Below are 18,741 nucleotides of genomic sequence, written 5' to 3'. Positions count from 1 at the left end.
TATTCATTTAATATATGCTTTTTGAATTACTTAGAAGTTTTCTCATTATATCTTTATTTGCCATTATAATAAGTACAATCTTTATAAGATTTAAAATATCTCCTATTATTGGTTTTTTACTCACAGGAATCATAGTAGGACCTTCTGTATTAGGCTTAATTCACGATGCCCATCTAATTGAAACCTTTGCAGAGTTTGGGATTATTTTTTTAATGTTTCTTATTGGAGTTGAATTTTCAATAAAAAAGTTAATAGCCTACAGAAGAGAAATCTTATTTGCAGGCTTTATTCAAGTAGGATTAACTATTTTTATCGTTTCTACTATCACTTTACTTTTTCTTAATAAATCCCTAAAAATTGGCATTTTCTTTGGATCTCTTATAGCTATGAGTAGCACTGCTTTAGTATTAAAAATTTTGATGGATAAAGGGGAGCTTACTACCTCTTATGGTAGAGTCTGTTTTGGTATTTTAATTTTTCAAGATTTATGTGTAATACTTATAATGCTTCTTATTCCAATTTTAAGTAAAGAAGAGGGTTCCATAAAAGATATTTTATTTGTTTTTAGTAAATCTTTAGCTATACTTGGTTGCACCTTTATAGTTTCTCTTTATTTTTTCCCTTTAATTTTACATCAGATCGTAAAAACTCGTAGTAGAGAGTTATTTCTTATGACTATTTTGGTTTTATCTTTGGGAACTGCCCTTTTCTCTTATAAATTAGGACTTTCTTTAGCCTTAGGAGCTTTTTTAGCAGGAATTGTGATTTCCGAATCAGAGTATGCACTTCAAACTGTAGCTGAAATTAAACCTTTTAAAGATTTGTTAATGGCTATATTTTTTATTTCTATAGGACTTCTTTTAAAACCGTATTTTCTTTTTGCTAATCTAAAATTGACTATTTTAATTGTTCTTCTAATTTTTTTAATTAAATTTGTAGGAATCTTTTTCTCTACACTCTTTATAAGTAAAAGCTTAAGAATTTCCTTATTAACAGGTTTTATACTTTCTCAAATAGGAGAATTTTCTTTAGTTCTTGCTTTAGAAGGTAAAAAATACGGATTACTTGAAGAGAATTGGTACCAACTTTTTATAGGATCCTCTATGATTACCTTATTTTTAACTCCATTCTCAATTGATAGGTCTCATAAATTAACTGATCTTCTTCTTGAAAAAATATCCTATAAAAGCTATTTAAGACTGAAAAAAATAAGAGAAGAAAAAAGGGAAGAAGAAAAAGCCTATTTAAAAGATCATACCATTGTTGTAGGATATGGAGTGGGAGGGCAAAATATTGTTTATGGTTTAAAAACTTTAAAAATTCCCTATGTAATTGTTGATCTTAATCCTAATACAGTAAAAACTTACAAAAGTAGGGGAGAACCTATCTTTTTTGGAGATGCTACCAATATTGAAGTTTTAAGAAAATTAGGGATTAAAACAGCAAAAACTTTGGTTATCGTTATTGGGGACAATATTTCTGCTAGGAAAATTACCTTTCTTGCTCGTAAAGAAAATCCAAATCTTTATATTATAGTAAGAACAAGATTTGTAGCAGAGATTGAAGATTTAATAAAACTTGGTGCTAATGAAGTAATACCCGAAGAATTTGAAGCCTCTATAGAAATATTTGCTAAGGTTCTTCACTATTACAAAGTTCCAAGAAATGTAATTTTTGAACTTTTAGAAGCTTTAAGGAAAAATTATTATAAAGCTTTTAGGACATTAGAAAAACCGCTTTTAGAAAGTATTGAGAATTTAGAATTTTTAAAAGATGTAGCTACTGAAACTTATTTAATTAAAAAAGAAAGCCCTTTAATTGGATTAACAATTAGAGCTCTTGATCTTAGATCCAAAACAGGAGCTACAATTATAGCTATAAAAAGAGGAGAAGAATTTATAGTTAATCCTCCTGCTAATCTCTCCTTTAAAGAAAAAGATATTTTAATACTTATAGGATCTGAAGAACAATTAAACAAAGCTTTAATATTTCTTGAGGATCCCATTTCTTATTCTCTAAAATCTACTTTTATTTAGAAAAAAATCTTTAACAGTTTTTTTGGAATCAACCGATATGGTATAATAGAAAATCAATAAAAAGCATGGATAATTTCATTTTTTTGAAAAATTCAAAACTTAAAAGGGAGTATGAAAATTTATTTCAAGCTTTAGAAAGTATAAAAGGTGCTCTAAAAGAGAATAGGGCTGAAAAAGTTTCTGATTTTTTAAATCAGTTTGTTTTCTTTTTAGAAGATTATTTTAATAAAGAAGAAAATTTAATGAAAGAATATAAGTATCCAGATTTAGAATTCCACAAAAGAGAGCATCAATTAATTAGGAAAAAGATAGAATATTTATTCTTTAAAAGTGATATCCAGAAATTAGATTTAAGTTATGAACTCGTAGGACTATTAGAAAATTTACTAATAGATCATCTAAATACTTTTGACAAAACCTTTAATTTATATTTAAACCTTAGAATTGATTCACTTACTGAATTTTTGTCTAAGGAAGCCTTTTTTGATACATTACAGGATTTTATAAACAGGGCAAAAGAAAAATTTATAGAAGATATTGCTCTTATTGTTTTAGAAATAGAAGATTATTCTTTTCTTTCCTTAACCTTAGGAGCAGAAATTACTGATTTCCTTTTAAAAGATTTTTCTTTATTTTTAAAGGAGCATTTTCATACACCAAATGTTATTTTCGGAAAATATAAAGAAAATCAAATTTTAATAGGTTTACTAAATTATACCTTTTTAGAGCTCATAGGATTTTTAGAAGAGTTAGTAGATAAAGTTAAAAATTTTAGATTTAAAGCCAATAATCAGACTATACATTTAAGCGTTTCTATAGGTGTAGCTCTTTATCCTCATGATGGAGATGAAGCTTTTAAATTGTTAAATTCTGCTGAGATTGCTCTTCAAATAGCTAAGAGGGAAGGAAGAAATAAGTGGGTATTTTTTGATTCTAAATTTTTAAAAGAATTGGAGAAGTTAAATAAAATTAGAAGTTTGTTAGAAAGAGCTATTAGAGAACGCCTTGTAATTCCCTATATTCAACCCATATTTGATGCTTATACTCTAAAAATTATGGGAGGTGAAGTTTTAATAAGAATTTTAGATGAAAAGAAAAACGTAATCAGTGCTGGTACTTTTATAAAATATGCCTATGAACTTGGATATATAGAGGATTTGGAAGCGGTTCTTACTGAAGAAATTATTAAGGATGAAGTTTTAGAACTTTTTAAAAATAGGTATATTTTTATTAATAAAAGTGTAAACTCTTATAATAAAGCCCTCTTTTTGTCAGAGGAATTAAAATTATGGAAAGATATAGCAAAAACACATGAAATTTTTGTTGTATTGGAAATTACTGAATCTTCTATAATCAATTTTCTTGATGTTTTTCAAGTTATATCCTCTGAAACTAAAAGCGAAAAAATAGGTATTGCTATAGATGATTTTGGGTCTGGATATGCTTCTTTTACTTCTTTATTGAAAGTAGATCCAAAGTTTTTAAAAATTGATGGAAATTTAATTCGTCAAATCAATAAATCTAAAAAATGTTATAATATTGTTAAGGGGATTGTTTCTATAGCTAAGGATTTAGGTATAAAAACTGTAGCGGAGTTTGTAGAAAATAGGGAAATTGCTGAGGCATTAAAAAATTTAAATGTAGATTTATTTCAAAGTTTTTATTTTTGCAAACCTATATCGATAGAAGATTTTAAAAAACTTATCTCTTGACAAAAAAGATTAAAAAGACTATATTTAGTAAAAATTAAGGGGCCGTAGCTCAGAGGGAGAGCGCGTGAATGGCATTCACGAGGTCGTGGGTTCAAGTCCCACCGGCTCCACATTTTATTTTTAAAAAAGCTCTTGACAAAAAATTTTAAAATATTATAATTTTTTATTGCGTCATTTAGATCTTTGAATTTTTTAACCTCTTGACAAAGTTTAAAAGCTAATTTATATTTTTAATAGTGTGTTTTTGATCTTTGAAAATTGAATAGCGTCCGTTTGGGGCTCCGCAAATTAAGCTTGCGGCCTCTTTACCTACCTTAAGGGTAGGTAAATTGAGCCGGGACAAATTTTTCCTGAGGGTTTGATCCTGGCTCAGGGCGAACGCTAGCGGCGCGCCTAACCCATGCAAGTCGTGCGGGAAAGGGGGGTTTTTCCCCAAGTACCGCGGCAAACGGGTGAGTAACACGTGAGTAACCTGTCCTCGGGTCTGGGATAACCACCCGAAAGGGTGGCTAATACCGGATAAAGTCACTGGGCGCAAGCTCAGTGATGAAAGGGGGCCTCTGCATAGCAAGCTCCCGCCTGAGGAGGGGCTCGCGGCCCATCAGCTAGTTGGTGGGGTAACGGCCCACCAAGGCTAAGACGGGTAGCCGGCCTGAGAGGGTGGTCGGCCACACGGGCACTGAGACACGGGCCCGACTCCTACGGGAGGCAGCAGGGGGGAATCTTGGGCAATGGGCGCAAGCCTGACCCAGCGACGCCGCGTGGGGGAAGAAGGCCTTCGGGTCGTAAACCCCTGTTCTGGGGGAAGAACCCTGACTGGGTTAAGAGCCTAGTCAGGCTGACGGTACCCCAGGAGAAAGCCACGGCTAACTGCGTGCCAGCAGCCGCGGTAATACGCAGGTGGCGAGCGTTGCCCGGAATCACTGGGCGTAAAGGGTGCGTAGGCGGCTGGGTAAGTCGCAGGTTAAAGCCCGGGGCTTAACCTCGGAAAGGCCTGCGATACTGCCTGGCTTGAGGGCCGGAGAGGCTGGCGGAATTCCCGGTGTAGGGGTGAAATCCGTAGATATCGGGAGGAACACCGGTGGGGAAGCCGGCCAGCTGGACGGTCCCTGACGCTGAGGCACGAAAGCGTGGGGAGCAAACCGGATTAGATACCCGGGTAGTCCACGCCGTAAACGATGGGTGCTAGGTCTGGGGAGGTAAACTCTCTGGGCCGAAGCTAACGCGTTAAGCACCCCGCCTGGGGAGTACGGCCGCAAGGCTGAAACTCAAAGGAATTGACGGGGGCCCGCACAAGCGGTGGAGCACGTGGTTTAATTCGATGCAAAGCGAAGAACCTTACCTGGGCTTGACATGCCAGGGTTGTACCCCGGTGGAAACACTGGGGGAGCGTAGGGGTTTACTCTACGCGCTCTGGCACAGGTGCTGCATGGCTGTCGTCAGCTCGTGTCGTGAGATGTTGGGTTAAGTCCCGCAACGAGCGCAACCCCTGCCCCTAGTTGCCAGCGGGTAATGCCGGGCACTCTAGGGGGACTGCCGGGGATAACCCGGAGGAAGGAGGGGATGACGTCAAGTCCTCATGGCCCTTATGCCCAGGGCTACACACGTGCTACAATGGGGGGTACAGAGGGATGCGAACCCGCAAGGGGGAGCTAATCCCAGAAAGCCCTCCTCAGTTCGGATCGGGGTCTGCAACTCGACCCCGTGAAGCCGGAATCGCTAGTAATGGCGGATCAGCATGCCGCCGTGAATACGTTCCCGGGCCTTGTACACACCGCCCGTCACACCACGGAAGCTGGTCCCACCCGAAGTCACTACCCTAACCTGGCTTCAGCTGGGAGGGGGGTGCCTACGGTGGGGCCGGTGACTGGGGTGAAGTCGTAACAAGGTACCCCTACCGGAAGGTGGGGGTGGATCACCTCCTTTCTAAGGAGAAATTTAAGGAGTCCCAACGGACGCTATTCATATAAAATTTTTAGGTGAACGGATTGTGGGCCTATAGCTCAGCTTAGGTTAGAGCGCACGCCTGATAAGCGTGAGGTCGGAGGTTCGAATCCTCCTAGGCCCATTTTTGTGTGGGGGTGTAGCTCAGCTGGGAGAGCGCCGGCTTTGCAAGCCGGAGGTCGACGGTTCGAATCCGTTCACCTCCACCACTTTTTGATAAGTGGTGGAAAAAGGATTGATCTTTGACAAGTGAATAAGGGTATCCTTTGGCATCTTTAAGCTGGTTCCTGTAGCCAAGCTACTAAGGGCTGGCGGTGGATGCCTCGGGTGCGGGAGGCGATGAAGGGCGTGGTAAGCTGCGATAAGCCCCGGGGAGCCGCACACAGGCGTTGATCCGGGGATGCCCGAATGGGGAAACCCGGCTGGGGTAATACCCAGTCATCCATGGGTTAAGAGCCCATGGAGGCGACACCGGGGGAAGTGAAACATCTCAGTACCCCGAGGAAAAGAAATCAACCGAGATTCCCCGAGTAGCGGCGAGCGAAAGGGGAGGAGCCTAAACCAAGCAGGTGTAAAAGCCCGTGGGCGTTGCCTGCTTGGGGTCGTGGGACTGTGCCGGAGAGGGCCACGGACCTCTCGGGGAGTTACAAAACCATCTCTCTAGCCGAAGGCGCCTGGAATGGCCCGCCAGAGAGGGTGAAAGCCCCGTAGGCGAAAGGGAGATGGTCTCCCTGGGCACAGATCCCGAGTAGCACGGGACACGTGGAATCCCGTGTGAATCAGGGGGGACCACCCTCCAAGGCTAAATACTACCCGCACACCGATAGTGCACTAGTACCGTGAGGGAAAGGTGAAAAGAACCCCGGGAGGGGAGTGAAATAGAACCTGAAACCGCCAGCCTACAAGCAGTCGGAGGGAAGGGGTAACCCTTCCTGACGGCGTGCCTTTTGCATAATGAGCCCGGGAGTTACCGTCGGTGGCGAGGCTAAGCCGTTGAGGCGGAGCCGTAGCGAAAGCGAGTCCGAAAAGGGCGTTTAGTCGCCGGCGGTAGACCCGAAGCGGGACGATCTACCCATGGCCAGGGTGAAGGTGGGTTAAACCCCACTGGAGGCCCGAACCGGTGGAGGGTGAAAACTCCTCGGATGAGCTGTGGGTAGGAGTGAAAAGCTAATCGAGTCCCGTGATAGCTGGTTCTCCCCGAAATGCATTGAGGTGCAGCCTCGGGCGGTCGCTGCCGGGGGTAGAGCACTGTTTGGGCTAGGGGGCTTAACGGCCTACCAAACCCAGGCAAACTCCGAATACCGGCAAGCGCAGCCCGGGAGTGAGTCTTAGGGCGATAACGTCCTAGGACGAGAGGGCAAGAACCCAGACCGCCAGCTAAGGTCCCCAAGTCCTGGCTAAGTGGTAAAGGAGGTGCCCCTGCTAAGACACCCAGGATGTTGGCTTAGAAGCAGCCATCATTTAAAGAGTGCGTAACAGCTCACTGGGCGAGCGGGGGTGCGCCGAAAATTACACGGGGCTTAAGCCAGGCACCGAAGCTGCGGGTCTGCACGCATTGAGCGTGCAGACGGTAGGGGAGCACTCCGGCTGCCGATGAAGGTAGACCGACAAGGTCTACTGGAGGTACCGGAGGAGAGAATCCGGGCACGAGTAGCGATAAGGAGGGTGAGAATCCCTCCCGCCGTAAGCCCAAGGTTTCCTGGGGAAGGGTCGTCCGCCCAGGGTTAGCCGGCCCCTAACCCGAGGCCGAAAGGCGTAGGGGATGGGAAGTGGGGTTAATATTCCCCCGCCACCAGGGTGGAGACCAAGGGGTGACGCAGGAGGGAAGGGCTCCGGGGCTATATGGTTGGCCCTCCAAACCTCTAGCCCGATGATGGGCAGAGGCAAATCCCTGCCCGGAGGGTGAGGGGGAGTAAGTAACCGAGAGCTACGGCTCTCGGGAAGGAGCTCGGACCACACTGCCAAGAAATAACCTCGTGGTCGTTGAAGCCCTGGTGACCGTACCGCAAACCGACACAGGTGGGCGGGCAGAATATGCTCAGGCGCGTGGGGCAACCCTGGCTAAGGAACTCGGCAAATTGGCCCCGTAACTTCGGGAGAAGGGGTGCCCGCATTAGGTGTAGGTCCTCGCGACCGAAGCCGAAGCGGGTTGCAGGGAAGCGGCGGTGGCGACTGTTTACCAAAAACACAGGGCTCTGCTAACTCGTAAGAGGACGTATAGGGCCTGACGCCTGCCCGGTGCTGGAAGGTGAAGGGGTGGGGTTAGCGGAAGGATTATTCTTTCCGCGAAGCTCCGCCCTTAAGCCCCAGTAAACGGCGGCCGTAACTATAACGGTCCTAAGGTAGCGAAATTCCTTGTCGGGTAAGTTCCGACCTGCATGAATGGCGTAACGACTGCCGCGCTGTCTCAGCCAGGGGCCCAGCGAAACTGTAGTCTCGGCGAAGATGCCGGGTACCCGCGGTGGGACGGAAAGACCCCGTGGAGCTTTACTGCAGCTTGGCATTGAATCTTGGGGCAGGATGTGCAGGATAGGTGGGAGGCTGTGAAGCGGGGGCGCCAGCTCCCGTGGAGCCACCGGTGAGATACCACCCTTCCTGCCTCAAGGTTCTAACCTGCGGGAGTTAGCCTCCCGAGGGACAGTGCCTGGCGGGCAGTTTGACTGGGGCGGTCGCCTCCTAAAGAGTAACGGAGGCGCCCAAAGGTCCCCTCAGGTGGTATGGAAATCCACCGTTGAGTGTAAGGGCATAAGGGGGCTTGACTGCGAGGCCGACAGGCCGAGCAGGGGGGAAACCCGGGCCTAGTGACCCGGCGGTCCTGAGTGGAAGGGCCGTCGATCAACGGATAAAAGTTACCCCGGGGATAACAGGCTGATCGCTCCCAAGAGTTCACATCGACGGAGCGGTTTGGCACCTCGATGTCGGCTCATCCCATCCTGGGGCTGGAGAAGGTCCCAAGGGTCGGGCTGTTCGCCCGTTAAAGGGGTACGTGAGCTGGGTTCAGAACGTCGTGAGACAGTTCGGTCCCTATCCACCGCGGGCGCAGGAGGCTTGAGGGGAGCTGCCCCTAGTACGAGAGGACCGGGGTGGACGCACCTCTGGTGGCCCGGTTGTTCCACCAGGAGCACAGCCGGGTAGCCATGTGCGGAAGGGATAACCGCTGAAAGCATCTAAGCGGGAAGCCCACCCCAAGATTAGGCCTCCCGAGGGTGGGGCAACCCACCCCCTGAAGGGTCCGGGGAGAACACCCGGTTGATAGGCCGGAGGTGGAAGCCCAGCAATGGGTGGAGCCGACCGGTACTAATCACCCGTGCGGCTTGGCTGCAGTACCAGCTTAAAAGTTCCAAAGGATACCCTATTCACTTGTTAAAAATATTAAGTTCCCGGGTGCCTATACCGGAGGGGCCACACCCGTTCCCATTCCGAACACGGTCGTTAAGCCCTCCAGGGCCGATGGTACTGGGGCGTTACCGCCCTGGGAGAGTAGGTCGGTGCCCGGGATTTTTTTATTTTTAAATCTTCTAAAAATCCATTGTAAAATTCCTAAAATCGATTATCTTAAGTAATCAATTATGAAATCCTTTGTAAAGATTATAGGTCTTTTATTCTTAACTTTTACCCTCTTTTTAGGAATTCTTTTTCTCATCTTTTTTCTTTACTTAAAAATAACTCTTCCAAGTATTTCACAACTTAAAAATTACAGACCTAAACAAACTAATGTAGTAGTAGATATAAGAGGAGATGTTATAGGTTATATTGGAGAAGAAAGAAGAATTTTTGTTCCTTTAGAAAAGATACCCTCTCATGTAGTAAAAGCTTTTGTTGCTGCTGAAGATGCTAATTTTTATAAGCATAAGGGAATAGATTTTTGGGGAGTATTAAGAGCTATTTATAAAAACATTATCCACGGAAAAATTGTCCAAGGTGGAAGCACCATTACTCAACAAGTAGTAAGAGCACTTTTACTTTCTCCAGAAAGAACCATTCAGAGAAAAATAAAAGAGATTATTCTTGCCTGGCAAATAGAAAAACATCTCACCAAAGACGAAATTCTTACTATTTATTTAAATCATATATACTTAGGTGAAGGAGCCTACGGAGTTGAAGCAGCAGCTTTAACCTATTTTAATAAACATGTTTGGGAACTTAATTTAAATGAAGCAGCTACTCTTGCCGGTCTTCCTGCTGCACCATCAAAATATAGTCCTTTAAGTAATCCGCAACTTGCTGTAGCTCGTAGAAATTATGTTTTAAAAAGAATGGCGGAAGTTGGTTATATTTCTTGGGAGATTGCTCAACAAGTTTCTTCTCAACCCATTATATTAAATCCTAAAAATGTAAATATTCCTGTCTATGCAGCTTATTTTATAGATGCAGTAAAAGATGAACTTTATCAGATTCTTCCTTCAAAAATTATAGAACAAGGAGGATTAAAAATTCAAACTACTTTAGATTTAGAGTGGGCTAAAAGAGCTTATGAAAATGCCATAAGAACTGTAAACCATATATTTGCTAATAGAGAGCCTCCAGAAATAGCTATAGTTTGTTTAAACAATGAAGATGGGGGAGTAAGGGTTTTAATTGGAGGTAGAAATTACTCTCAATCATCTTATAATAGAGCACTCTTAGCTAAAAGACAACCTGGATCAGCTTTTAAACCATTTATTTGGGCAACTGCGATAGAAGATGGAGTCCTTCTTCCGACTGCAATTATTCCAGATCAACCTATAACTCTTCCCGGAGCTAATAAAGGTGAAGATTGGAGTCCAGGAAATTATGACAATAAATATATGGGGCCTGTTAGTCTAAAAGATGGATTAGCTTATTCAAGAAATACTGTTTCTGTAAGAATAGCTTTATTAACTGGATTAGGAAGAATCCAGAAAATGTTAGAAAAATTGGAAGTTAAATATAATCAACCTTTAAATTATAGTATAGCTTTAGGAACTTATGAGGTATCTCCTTTAGAATTAACAAGGATTTATTCTATTTTCCCTAACATGGGAGTTCTTGTAAAACCATATTTTATTGAAAAAATATATGATAAAATTTATGACGCCTCTAAAATTATATATCAGCATTCCTTAGAAAATAAAGCTGTAATTTCAGCTTATACTGCTTATGTAATGAATGAATTTATGCAGGCAGTAGTACAATATGGAACAGGTACCTGTGCAAAGGCATTAGGAGTTCCTGTTGCTGGCAAAACTGGGACTACTCAGGATTATAAAGATGCTTGGTTTATAGGATATACTCCTCGCTATACCTGTGGAGTTTGGGTGGGATATGATAAAGGTAAAACCTTAGCCAAAGGAGAAACAGGTGGAAGAATTGCCTGTCCTGTCTGGTTAAGTGTTATGCAAGGTACAGCTCACGTATATCAGGAATTTCCCACTTACATGCCTATTGAAAAGCAAGAAGAACCTACTTCTAACGAAACATTCTAAATTAAGGTGTAGCATAACTGTGTAATCCAGAAAGTAAAAAATTAACTCCAAAATAGGTAAACATAACAGAAGAAAAACCAATTATACTTAACCAAGCAAGTTTTTTACCACTCCATCCGCGAGTTAAACGAGCATGAATAGTTCCCCCATAAATTAGCCAAGTTATAAGTGACCAAGTTTCCTTTGGATCCCAGCTCCAATAACTTCCCCAAGCTTGGTCAGCCCAAACAGCACCAGTAATTATCCCTAAGGTAAGCCAAAAAAAGCCAAAAAGTATGATTTTAAAAATAAGAGTGTCAAGAATTGTTTTTGAAGGAAGATAATTTTTAAGATTACCTTTATCACTTATTAAATAAAAAATCCCAAAAACAAAAGCTACAGCAAAAGCACCGTATCCTAAAAAACAAGTTATTACATGAGCAACAAGCCAGTTACTTTTCAAAGCAGGAATAAGAGGTTTAATAGAGGAGCTTGTTTTTAAAGATGCATAAGCTAATATAAAACTGGCTAATAAAAAGACTAAACTTCCAAAAATTTTAGTAGGTAATTTAGGTTCTAAAAATAGGTATATTCCAGCAGTACAGAGACTAAAAAATACTAAAGATTCATATAGATTTGATAAAGGAACATATCCAAATCCAGCTTGATGAGTTTGTACCCATCTTACAAAAAAGGCTAAAAGATTTAAGAAAAATCCTGCCCAACCTACAATTGATCCTAAAAAAGTTCCTTTTTCCCATTTAAATATCCAATAAATTAAATATAAAAGTCCTGCTCCCAAATAAATAAAAGTAGTTAAGCCAAAAAGTAAACTATTTTCTGGAAAGAGAGTTTTTTCCTTTAAAGAAGCCAAAAGATAAATTAGGAGAGTTAAAGAAAAACCATAAAGAAGATTTTTATATTTCATTTCTTTCCCCCTGAAAAAATTTGAAATAAATATAATATGAAAAGATTAAAAAGGCAACTTTTAGTTGGAAAAACTAATATTTAAGAAATTTAGTAAAGGTAGAAGTTTAAAGCAAATTTCTTCCCAATCCCTTTTTCCTTCTTCTACTTCATCCATAAATTTTTCTAATTCTCTTGTAAATTCTTCAGAAACATACTCACTATAATTACTTTTTAAATAATTATAAACTTCTTTTCCTAAGGGAGTAGGTACTAAACTTCCGTTTTTAAGTTCATATACATAATATCTCTGAAGAAGAGTTGATACTATCTCTGCATAAGTTGATGGTCTACCAAGACCTCTTTTTTTCATTTCTTGAATAAGGGTTCCTTGATTGTAAAGAAAAACCTTAGGAACTTTACTATACTGAATATTTTCTGGATAAAGAGATTCTTTTAATTTAAAAATTTGGGGTTTTGTCCAGAAATATTCATATCCAGGCTCTTTAATATCAAGAATTAAGTCTTCTTCCCAAGAATAAGAGGGAAGTTTAAATTCAAAAGTTCCTTTTAAGACTTTGGTTTTTCTTGTTTGACTTGCCATAAATCTTCTAAAAATAATATCATAAAGTTTAAAACTATCCTTAGGATTTTTGAAAGTTAAAAGTCCATGAGCAACTCTTAATTTAATTTCAGCAAGATCCCAAGGTCTTGTTGGTCTTATACCTTCATGAGCTCCTTCACTAAACCATTCTCTGGGATAAAAATATTCTTCTCCTAAGGTTTGGATAATATAAGGCTTTGCTACTTGATAGCGTCCTGTCTCTGAGATTCTTGTAGAGTCGGTTCTATGATAAGTAATAAGTCCTAACTCAAATAGTTCCTGTAAGAGTTGCATAGTATAGGAGGAAGAAAATCTAAAGAAATGAAAAGCATCCTCTAAAACTGTATCAGTAGTATAAGGAGGAGGTGGAGAAAGTTCATCCTCAAAATATCTTAAAACTTTTATTTCTAAATTTTTAGGGAGTTCTTCAAGAATTTTCTTAGCAAGAGCTTCATCTTCTATTTCAAGGCTTAATTTATATCCATTTAAGCTAAAAGAGATCCTATATTTATATTGTTTAGCAAGTTCTGCCCTTTCTATAATCCAACCTAAAACAGGGGTTTGAACCCTTCCTGCAGATAGTCTTGATTTTTTAAAAACTTTCCATAATTGTTGAGATAAAGAAAAACCAACCCATCTATCTGCTACTCTTCTTGCAAGTTGTGCCTTTACTCTTGCTATATTTATTTCTTGTGGATTTTCTAAAGCAGATCTTAAAGCTTTTGCTGTAACTTCATGAAATTCAAGTCTTTTTATATTAGGTTGGAAAGGTTTTAAGTTGATATAAAGATCATAAGCTATTTTTTCTCCTTCTGCATCAGGATCTGAAGCTATGAAAACTTGATCTGCACAAAAAGATAAAGTTCTTAAAACTTCAATAATTTCAGCTTTATCAAAAATTTCATCTCTATTTCTAATCTCTTCTTCATCTACAAATTGCTCTTTATTTATTTTATCAATTTTGATAGTATTAAATACTGGATAAAAATGATTATTATCCTTAATAATCCCAAAAATACCTATTTTTCTTGAAAGATCAAAAACATGCCCTAAGGAAGCACACACAGAAAGAAGATTATTTTCCATAGGAATTTCATAAATAAAAACACTTTTAATTCTTCTTACAGAGGGTTTACCAAAAAAGTTAGCAATAGTTTTTGCTTTATGAGGAGATTCTACTATTAATAAATAATTTTTAAAATCTATTTTTTCTTTTGTTAGTTTTTGGCGCTCCTCTCTTATTTCTTTATCAAGAATTAATACTTTTTCTAAATCCACTTCTTTTAATTCAACTTCCTCTCCTAAATAAAAACGCAATCTCTTTTTTAAACTATTTAAGGCCTTAAAATTATCAACTAAAATAATAGAAAGCCCAGGAAGAAGTCCACGAGTTGTAAGTCTTGAAACTCTTCCACTTGCTTGTAAATAGGAAGAAGCATTCCCTACTATAACATAATAATTACCTTCATCATCAACTTCTAAAAAAACCTCCTCACTTTTTTTGAGATTTTCTAAAAAATCTGGATCATTAAGTTTTTTTTCTATAAACTCTTTTATGTTAAGAATTTTCTTGTAGAGTCCTTCATATTGCATTACTTGTTCTTCTTTTAAGGTAAGATATCTACGAAGGTAATTGATGTGAGATAAAGCTATTATTTTTTCTTCTTCATCAAATAGAGGCATAAGAGAAATAAGTATACTTTGTAAAAATTGAGGAGAAATAGAAAGAGAAAAGCCTTCTTTACTTTTTGAGAGGGGGAAAATATGTTTCGGGACCCCTAAAAATAAAGCATATCTTAAAACTTCAGGAATATCAATCCCTCTCACCAAAGGATTACCGATATGGCAAAGTCCTATAGCTACATCTACTTTTTTATTTTTTAAAGCATTAAGAAGTTCCTCTTCATCAGCCTCTAAATAAGAGATAACCTTAAATCCCTTATTTCTTAAATAATCTGTAGTAACTTCTACATAAGATTTTCCGAAAGATTCTTCAACAAAAATAAGTCCTCCCTCTTTTAAATTAGCAATTAGGTTTTCTGCTACTTTAAGAAGCTGATAAAAGACTTCATCTTTATTTTTTTTATCATTTAAATCTACAGGAATATAAGTATCTATAACTTTTCTTAAGGTTGAGACAAAGCGAGTTATTTCAAAACCAAGTAAATTTTGGAATAAAAGTACTCTATTTGTTTTAGGTTTTAAGGTTGCAGAAGAAATAATAAGCTGTTTAATTGATTTTTTATGTTTTTCCTTAATTTTTAAAAGATCTTCATAATCCTTTTCCTCCTTATCTCTTTTTAAAGCAAGCTCTATTTCTTTTTTTGAAAAACCAAGAAGTAAAAAAAGATTGTCTACATTTTTGCTATTTTTTAGAAAGGAGTCTACGTCATCTACAAATATTAAAGAAAAATCTATATTTTTAAGAAGCTCGAAATTTCTATGCAAAAAAGCTGAAGTACATATGAAAATATCAAATTTCCCTTTTTCTAATAGTTCCTTTTCTTTATTTGATCCTGTATAAGCTAAAATTATTTTATTTTTTAAAAGGGGTTCTTTAATTTTTGCTAAATACTGGTTAAGTTTTTCTTCTGTTTGTTTTACTAAAACCTTTGTGGGTACAATAATTAAAGCCTTTTTAGGAGTAAAAAGAGAGCTTATAAGACCAAAAGTTGTTTTTCCTGTTCCAGTGGGTGCAACAATGGCAAAGGATTCCCCTAGAAAGAATCTTTTAGCCCAACCTATTTGTAGAGATGAAGGAAAAGTATTTAAAAGATTTTTAAAAACTTTTTTAAATAGTTCAATTTTCTTTTCTACTTCACAAAAGGGTTTTAAATCCTTTAAAGAATTTTGCGAATAAAGTATTTTACAAATATCTGAAAAATTAGAAAGAGAGGGTTTTTCTTTCTCTGGTAAACATTTTTCGCAGGGCAATTCCTTAGTTAATCTTTCATCAGAAATTATACCTTTACAATTGGGACAGCCCTTAGCTACATAAAAAAGCATATAACTAAAATCCCCTTTATTAAAGTTTAAGATTAATTGAAAATTAAACCATAAAAGAAAAAAATAAAAAAGCAAGACCTTATAAAATTATAATTTAAATTATGTTAAAAGGTTTTAAAGAATAAAACAAGAGCCTTTAATCAATTTTAGTTGTATAGGGCGAGAAATCATACTTTAGAATTTTATAAAAAGTTTTAAAATAGAAACAAAATGAAAAATATAATTTATTTAGACTACAATGCTACAACACCTGTCTTACCAGAAGTTATAGAGGAATTTAAACTATATTCAGTTGAATATTTTGCTAATCCAAGTTCTGCTCATATTTTTGGAAAATTTGTAAGAGAAAAATTAGAAGAATTTCGTAAAAAAGTAGCAGATTTAATTAATGCAGAGCCAGAAGAAATAATTTTTACCTCTGGAGGAACAGAATCTAACCACCTTGCCTTATATGGAGTTGCCTTTTCTAAAGGAAAAGGGCACATTTTAGTTAGTGCCTTTGAACATCCCTCAGTTTTAAATCCAGCAGTAAAACTTTTAGAAATGGGTTTTCAAGTAGATTTTATCCCTGTTAATTCTTATGGATATGTAGAACCAGATGAGGTCAAAAGGCGTTTAAAATCTAATACTATACTTGTTTCTGTAATGATGGCTAACAATGAAATAGGAACTATTCAACCTGTTAAAGAAATAGCAGAAATTTGTAAGGAAAGGGAAATTTATTTTCATACAGATGCATGTCAAGCAGTAGGGAAAATAGCTGTAGATGTTAAAGAAATAGGATGTAGTCTATTAAGTATAGCAGGACATAAAATGTATGCACCTAAAGGGATAGGGGCTCTATATATTAAAAATGGAGTAAAAATAGAACCTTTATTTTTAGGAGGTGGGCAAGAAAGAGGTTTAAGGGCAGGAACAGAAGCAGTTGCTTTAATTTCAGCTTTAGCCAAAGCTTCTGAAATAGCTCTAAGGGATTTAAATGCAGAAGGGGAAAGACTAATTTTTTTAAGAGAAAAACTTTTCCAAGGGCTTAAAGAAATTTATCCTAAACTTTATCGCTACGGAATCCCTGAAAAAACTTTACCTAATACTTTAACAGTTTCTTTTGTTGGAAAAAATGGTGCAAAAATACTTTCTGAGCTTAAAGAAATATGTGCCTCAACTGGATCTGCATGTCATGACAGAAAAGGTTCTCACACACTTTTAGCTTTAAAAGTGCCACAAGAATTAGCTGAAGGAACTGTAAGATTTTCCTTAGGAAGATATACTTCTTTAGAGGATATAGAAAAGACTTTGCAGATCTTTTCCAAATATTTCAAAAATAATGTTTAAAAAAATTGGGAAACTCTTTTTAATTAAGCCAGAAAACATTAAGGAAAATATTACCCTTTACAAAGAGCTTAGTTTTGTAAATTTTCTCTTTTTTAAAGAACATTTTGAAGAAGATTTTGATTATTTTCTCTCTAATTTAAGAGAAAAACTTGAGCTAAAATTTTTAGCTGTGGATCAGGAAGGGGGAAGAGTTTGTAGAATTGAGGGAGATCATGATTCACCCCTTGAAATAGCTAAAAAGTATAAAAAAGAAGGAGAGAAGGTAGTTGAAAATTGGGCTAAAAAAATAGCTAATTCTGTAAAAAAATACGGACTTAACCTTAATCTCTCTCCTTGTGTTGATCTTGCTGATGAAGATGCTGAAGAATTTTTAAAAGAGAGAACCTTTGGTAAAGATCCAGTTTTAGTAAAAAAGCTCGCCTATATTTTTATAAAAGAACATAAAAAAGAGAAAATATTTACTTGTTTAAAACATTTTCCAGGCTTAAAAGATGTTAAAATAGATCCTCATAAAGATCTTCCTTTTAAAGAAAGAATAGATAGAGAAAGTCTTTCTCCCTATGAAAAGCTTCTTGAAAAAGAAAAAATAAATTTTATTATGACTGCCCATCTAATTATAAAGGAAATTGATACTAAGCCAGCAACCTTTTCTTCCAATATAATAAAAATCTTAAGAAATAATTTAAATTATAGAGGTGCAATTCTTACTGATGACTTAAATATGGGGGCATTAAAAAATTGGGAGCTTCAAGAAAGGATTATTTTAAGTTTAGCAAGTGGACATAATCTTTTAATTTATTGTGGCAATTTTGATAATTTAGTCTATGCTTTAGAAGATATAAAAAGTGAATTGGAAAAGAGTTTAGTATTAAAAGAAAAAATTAAAGAAAGTTTTTTTATTTTTGAAAATATTAGATGGAACTAAAATGAAAAAAGAGGTTTCTTGCGAAAATATAATTTCTTTAGTTAAAGAAGGGTACATTAAAGCTTGTATTGAGCTCCCCAAGGAACAAATTTATGCTTTAGAAAAAGCTTTAGAGAAAGAAAAAAATCCTTTAGCCAAAATAGTTTTAGAAATTCTTCTTGAGAATGCTCAGATAGCTAAAAGAGAAAGATTACCTCTTTGTCAGGATACAGGTATTGCTGTTGTCTGGATAAAAAAAGGTGAAAGAATTGTCACTAAAGATTTAGAATCTGCTATTAATGAGGGATTATACCTTGCTTATAAAGAGGGTTTTTTAAGAGCATCGGTTTGTGAACCCCTCAGTAGAAAAAATACTAATACAAATACCCCAGCTATCGTGCATTATGAAATTGTTTCTGAAGATGTTTTAGAGATTTATCTTATGCCAAAGGGATGCGGAAGTGAAAATATGAGTGCCCTTTGTATGCTTTCTCCCTCAGCTGGAATAGAAGGAATTAAAAAATTTGTAATTGAAACTGTTAAAAGGGCAGGACCAAATCCTTGTCCACCAATTATTGTAGGAATTGGTATAGGAGGTAATTTTGAAAAGGTAGCTCTTCTTTCTAAAAAAGCACTTTTTAGACCCTTAGGAGAACCTCATCCTGATAAAGAAATAGCAAGACTTGAAAAAGAAATTTTGGAAGAGATAAATAATTTAGGAATTGGTCCTCTTGGATTTGGTGGTGAGACAACTTGTTTAGGGGTTCATATTGAGACTTATCCTTGTCATATTGCAAGCTTGCCAGTTGCTGTAAATATTCAATGTCATTCAGCAAGAATAGAAAGAATTAAAATCTTGTAGAAGATTTTAAAA

Annotated in this window: 8 protein-coding genes, 3 tRNA genes and 3 rRNA genes; 12 read left to right on the top strand and 2 right to left on the bottom strand. The window is 37.7% G+C overall.

The genetic code is table 11. From position 1 onward, the window contains the following. Window positions 1–14: 14 nt before the first annotated feature. The 9 genes from TOPB45_RS01265 (at window position 15) to TOPB45_RS01225 (ending at window position 11,136) form a co-directional block, all read left to right on the top strand. On the top strand, window positions 15–2,036 hold the full coding sequence (locus TOPB45_RS01265) for a cation:proton antiporter domain-containing protein (protein ID WP_013909055.1): 2,022 nt from the start codon (window positions 15–17) through the stop codon (window positions 2,034–2,036). 65 nt (window positions 2,037–2,101) lie between these two features. Next, window positions 2,102–3,748: an EAL domain-containing protein gene (locus TOPB45_RS01260; RefSeq protein ID WP_013909054.1), complete on the top strand. Its 1,647-nt coding sequence runs from the start codon at window positions 2,102–2,104 to the stop codon at window positions 3,746–3,748. A gap of 38 nt (window positions 3,749–3,786) precedes the next feature. Next, window positions 3,787–3,858 (top strand) — tRNA-Ala (locus TOPB45_RS01255). 236 nt (window positions 3,859–4,094) lie between these two features. Continuing rightward, window positions 4,095–5,674 (top strand): 16S ribosomal RNA (locus TOPB45_RS01250). A gap of 66 nt (window positions 5,675–5,740) precedes the next feature. Continuing rightward, a tRNA-Ile gene (locus TOPB45_RS01245) sits at window positions 5,741–5,816 on the top strand. Between the two features lie 9 nt (window positions 5,817–5,825). Next, window positions 5,826–5,901, top strand: a tRNA-Ala gene (locus tag TOPB45_RS01240). An 82-nt stretch (window positions 5,902–5,983) separates the two neighbouring features. Further along, window positions 5,984–9,014 (top strand): 23S ribosomal RNA (locus TOPB45_RS01235). Between the two features lie 58 nt (window positions 9,015–9,072). Continuing rightward, a 5S ribosomal RNA gene (gene rrf, locus TOPB45_RS01230) occupies window positions 9,073–9,189 on the top strand. Together the 16S, 23S and 5S rRNA genes with 3 tRNA genes alongside form the textbook arrangement of a ribosomal RNA operon. A gap of 72 nt (window positions 9,190–9,261) precedes the next feature. Continuing rightward, window positions 9,262–11,136 carry a penicillin-binding protein 1A gene (locus TOPB45_RS01225; protein WP_013909053.1) on the top strand — a complete coding sequence of 625 codons (1,875 nt, stop codon included), beginning with the start codon at window positions 9,262–9,264 and terminating at the stop codon, window positions 11,134–11,136. A gap of 1 nt (window position 11,137) precedes the next feature. Here the strand turns inward: TOPB45_RS01225 and ccsB are convergent, their stop codons facing one another. Together ccsB and rgy are read right to left on the bottom strand one after the other, a co-directional pair. After that, window positions 11,138–12,043 (bottom strand): c-type cytochrome biogenesis protein CcsB, encoded by a 906-nt coding sequence (gene ccsB, locus TOPB45_RS01220; protein WP_013909052.1) that lies wholly within the window; start codon window positions 12,041–12,043, stop codon window positions 11,138–11,140. Between the two features lie 60 nt (window positions 12,044–12,103). Then, window positions 12,104–15,631 carry a reverse gyrase gene (gene rgy / locus TOPB45_RS01215; RefSeq protein ID WP_013909051.1) on the bottom strand — a complete coding sequence of 1,176 codons (3,528 nt, stop codon included), beginning with the start codon at window positions 15,629–15,631 and terminating at the stop codon, window positions 12,104–12,106. 210 nt (window positions 15,632–15,841) lie between these two features. Here rgy and TOPB45_RS01210 point away from each other — a divergent pair, with 210 nt between their 5' ends. Genes TOPB45_RS01210 through TOPB45_RS01200 form a run of 3 tightly spaced genes read left to right on the top strand, consistent with a single transcriptional unit; the run spans window position 15,842 to window position 18,729 of the window. Beyond that, a complete protein-coding gene (locus tag TOPB45_RS01210) occupies window positions 15,842–16,963 on the top strand; it encodes a cysteine desulfurase family protein (protein ID WP_013909050.1) in 1,122 nt (373 codons plus the stop codon). Beyond that, complete coding sequence (locus TOPB45_RS01205) at window positions 16,956–17,888, top strand: glycoside hydrolase family 3 N-terminal domain-containing protein (RefSeq protein ID WP_013909049.1); 933 nt, start codon at window positions 16,956–16,958, stop codon at window positions 17,886–17,888. The genes TOPB45_RS01210 and TOPB45_RS01205 overlap by 8 nt, the downstream gene beginning before the upstream one ends. A gap of 1 nt (window position 17,889) precedes the next feature. After that, window positions 17,890–18,729 (top strand): fumarate hydratase, encoded by an 840-nt coding sequence (locus TOPB45_RS01200; RefSeq protein WP_013909048.1) that lies wholly within the window; start codon window positions 17,890–17,892, stop codon window positions 18,727–18,729. Window positions 18,730–18,741 lie beyond the last annotated feature (12 nt).

This window comes from Thermodesulfobacterium geofontis OPF15, from assembly GCF_000215975.1.
In the GTDB taxonomy this organism is placed as follows: Bacteria; Desulfobacterota; Thermodesulfobacteria; order Thermodesulfobacteriales; family Thermodesulfobacteriaceae; genus Thermodesulfobacterium; species Thermodesulfobacterium geofontis.
The sequence above is the reverse complement of the archived record's forward strand: the minus strand, read 5'-3'. Positions and strand labels throughout refer to the sequence as shown.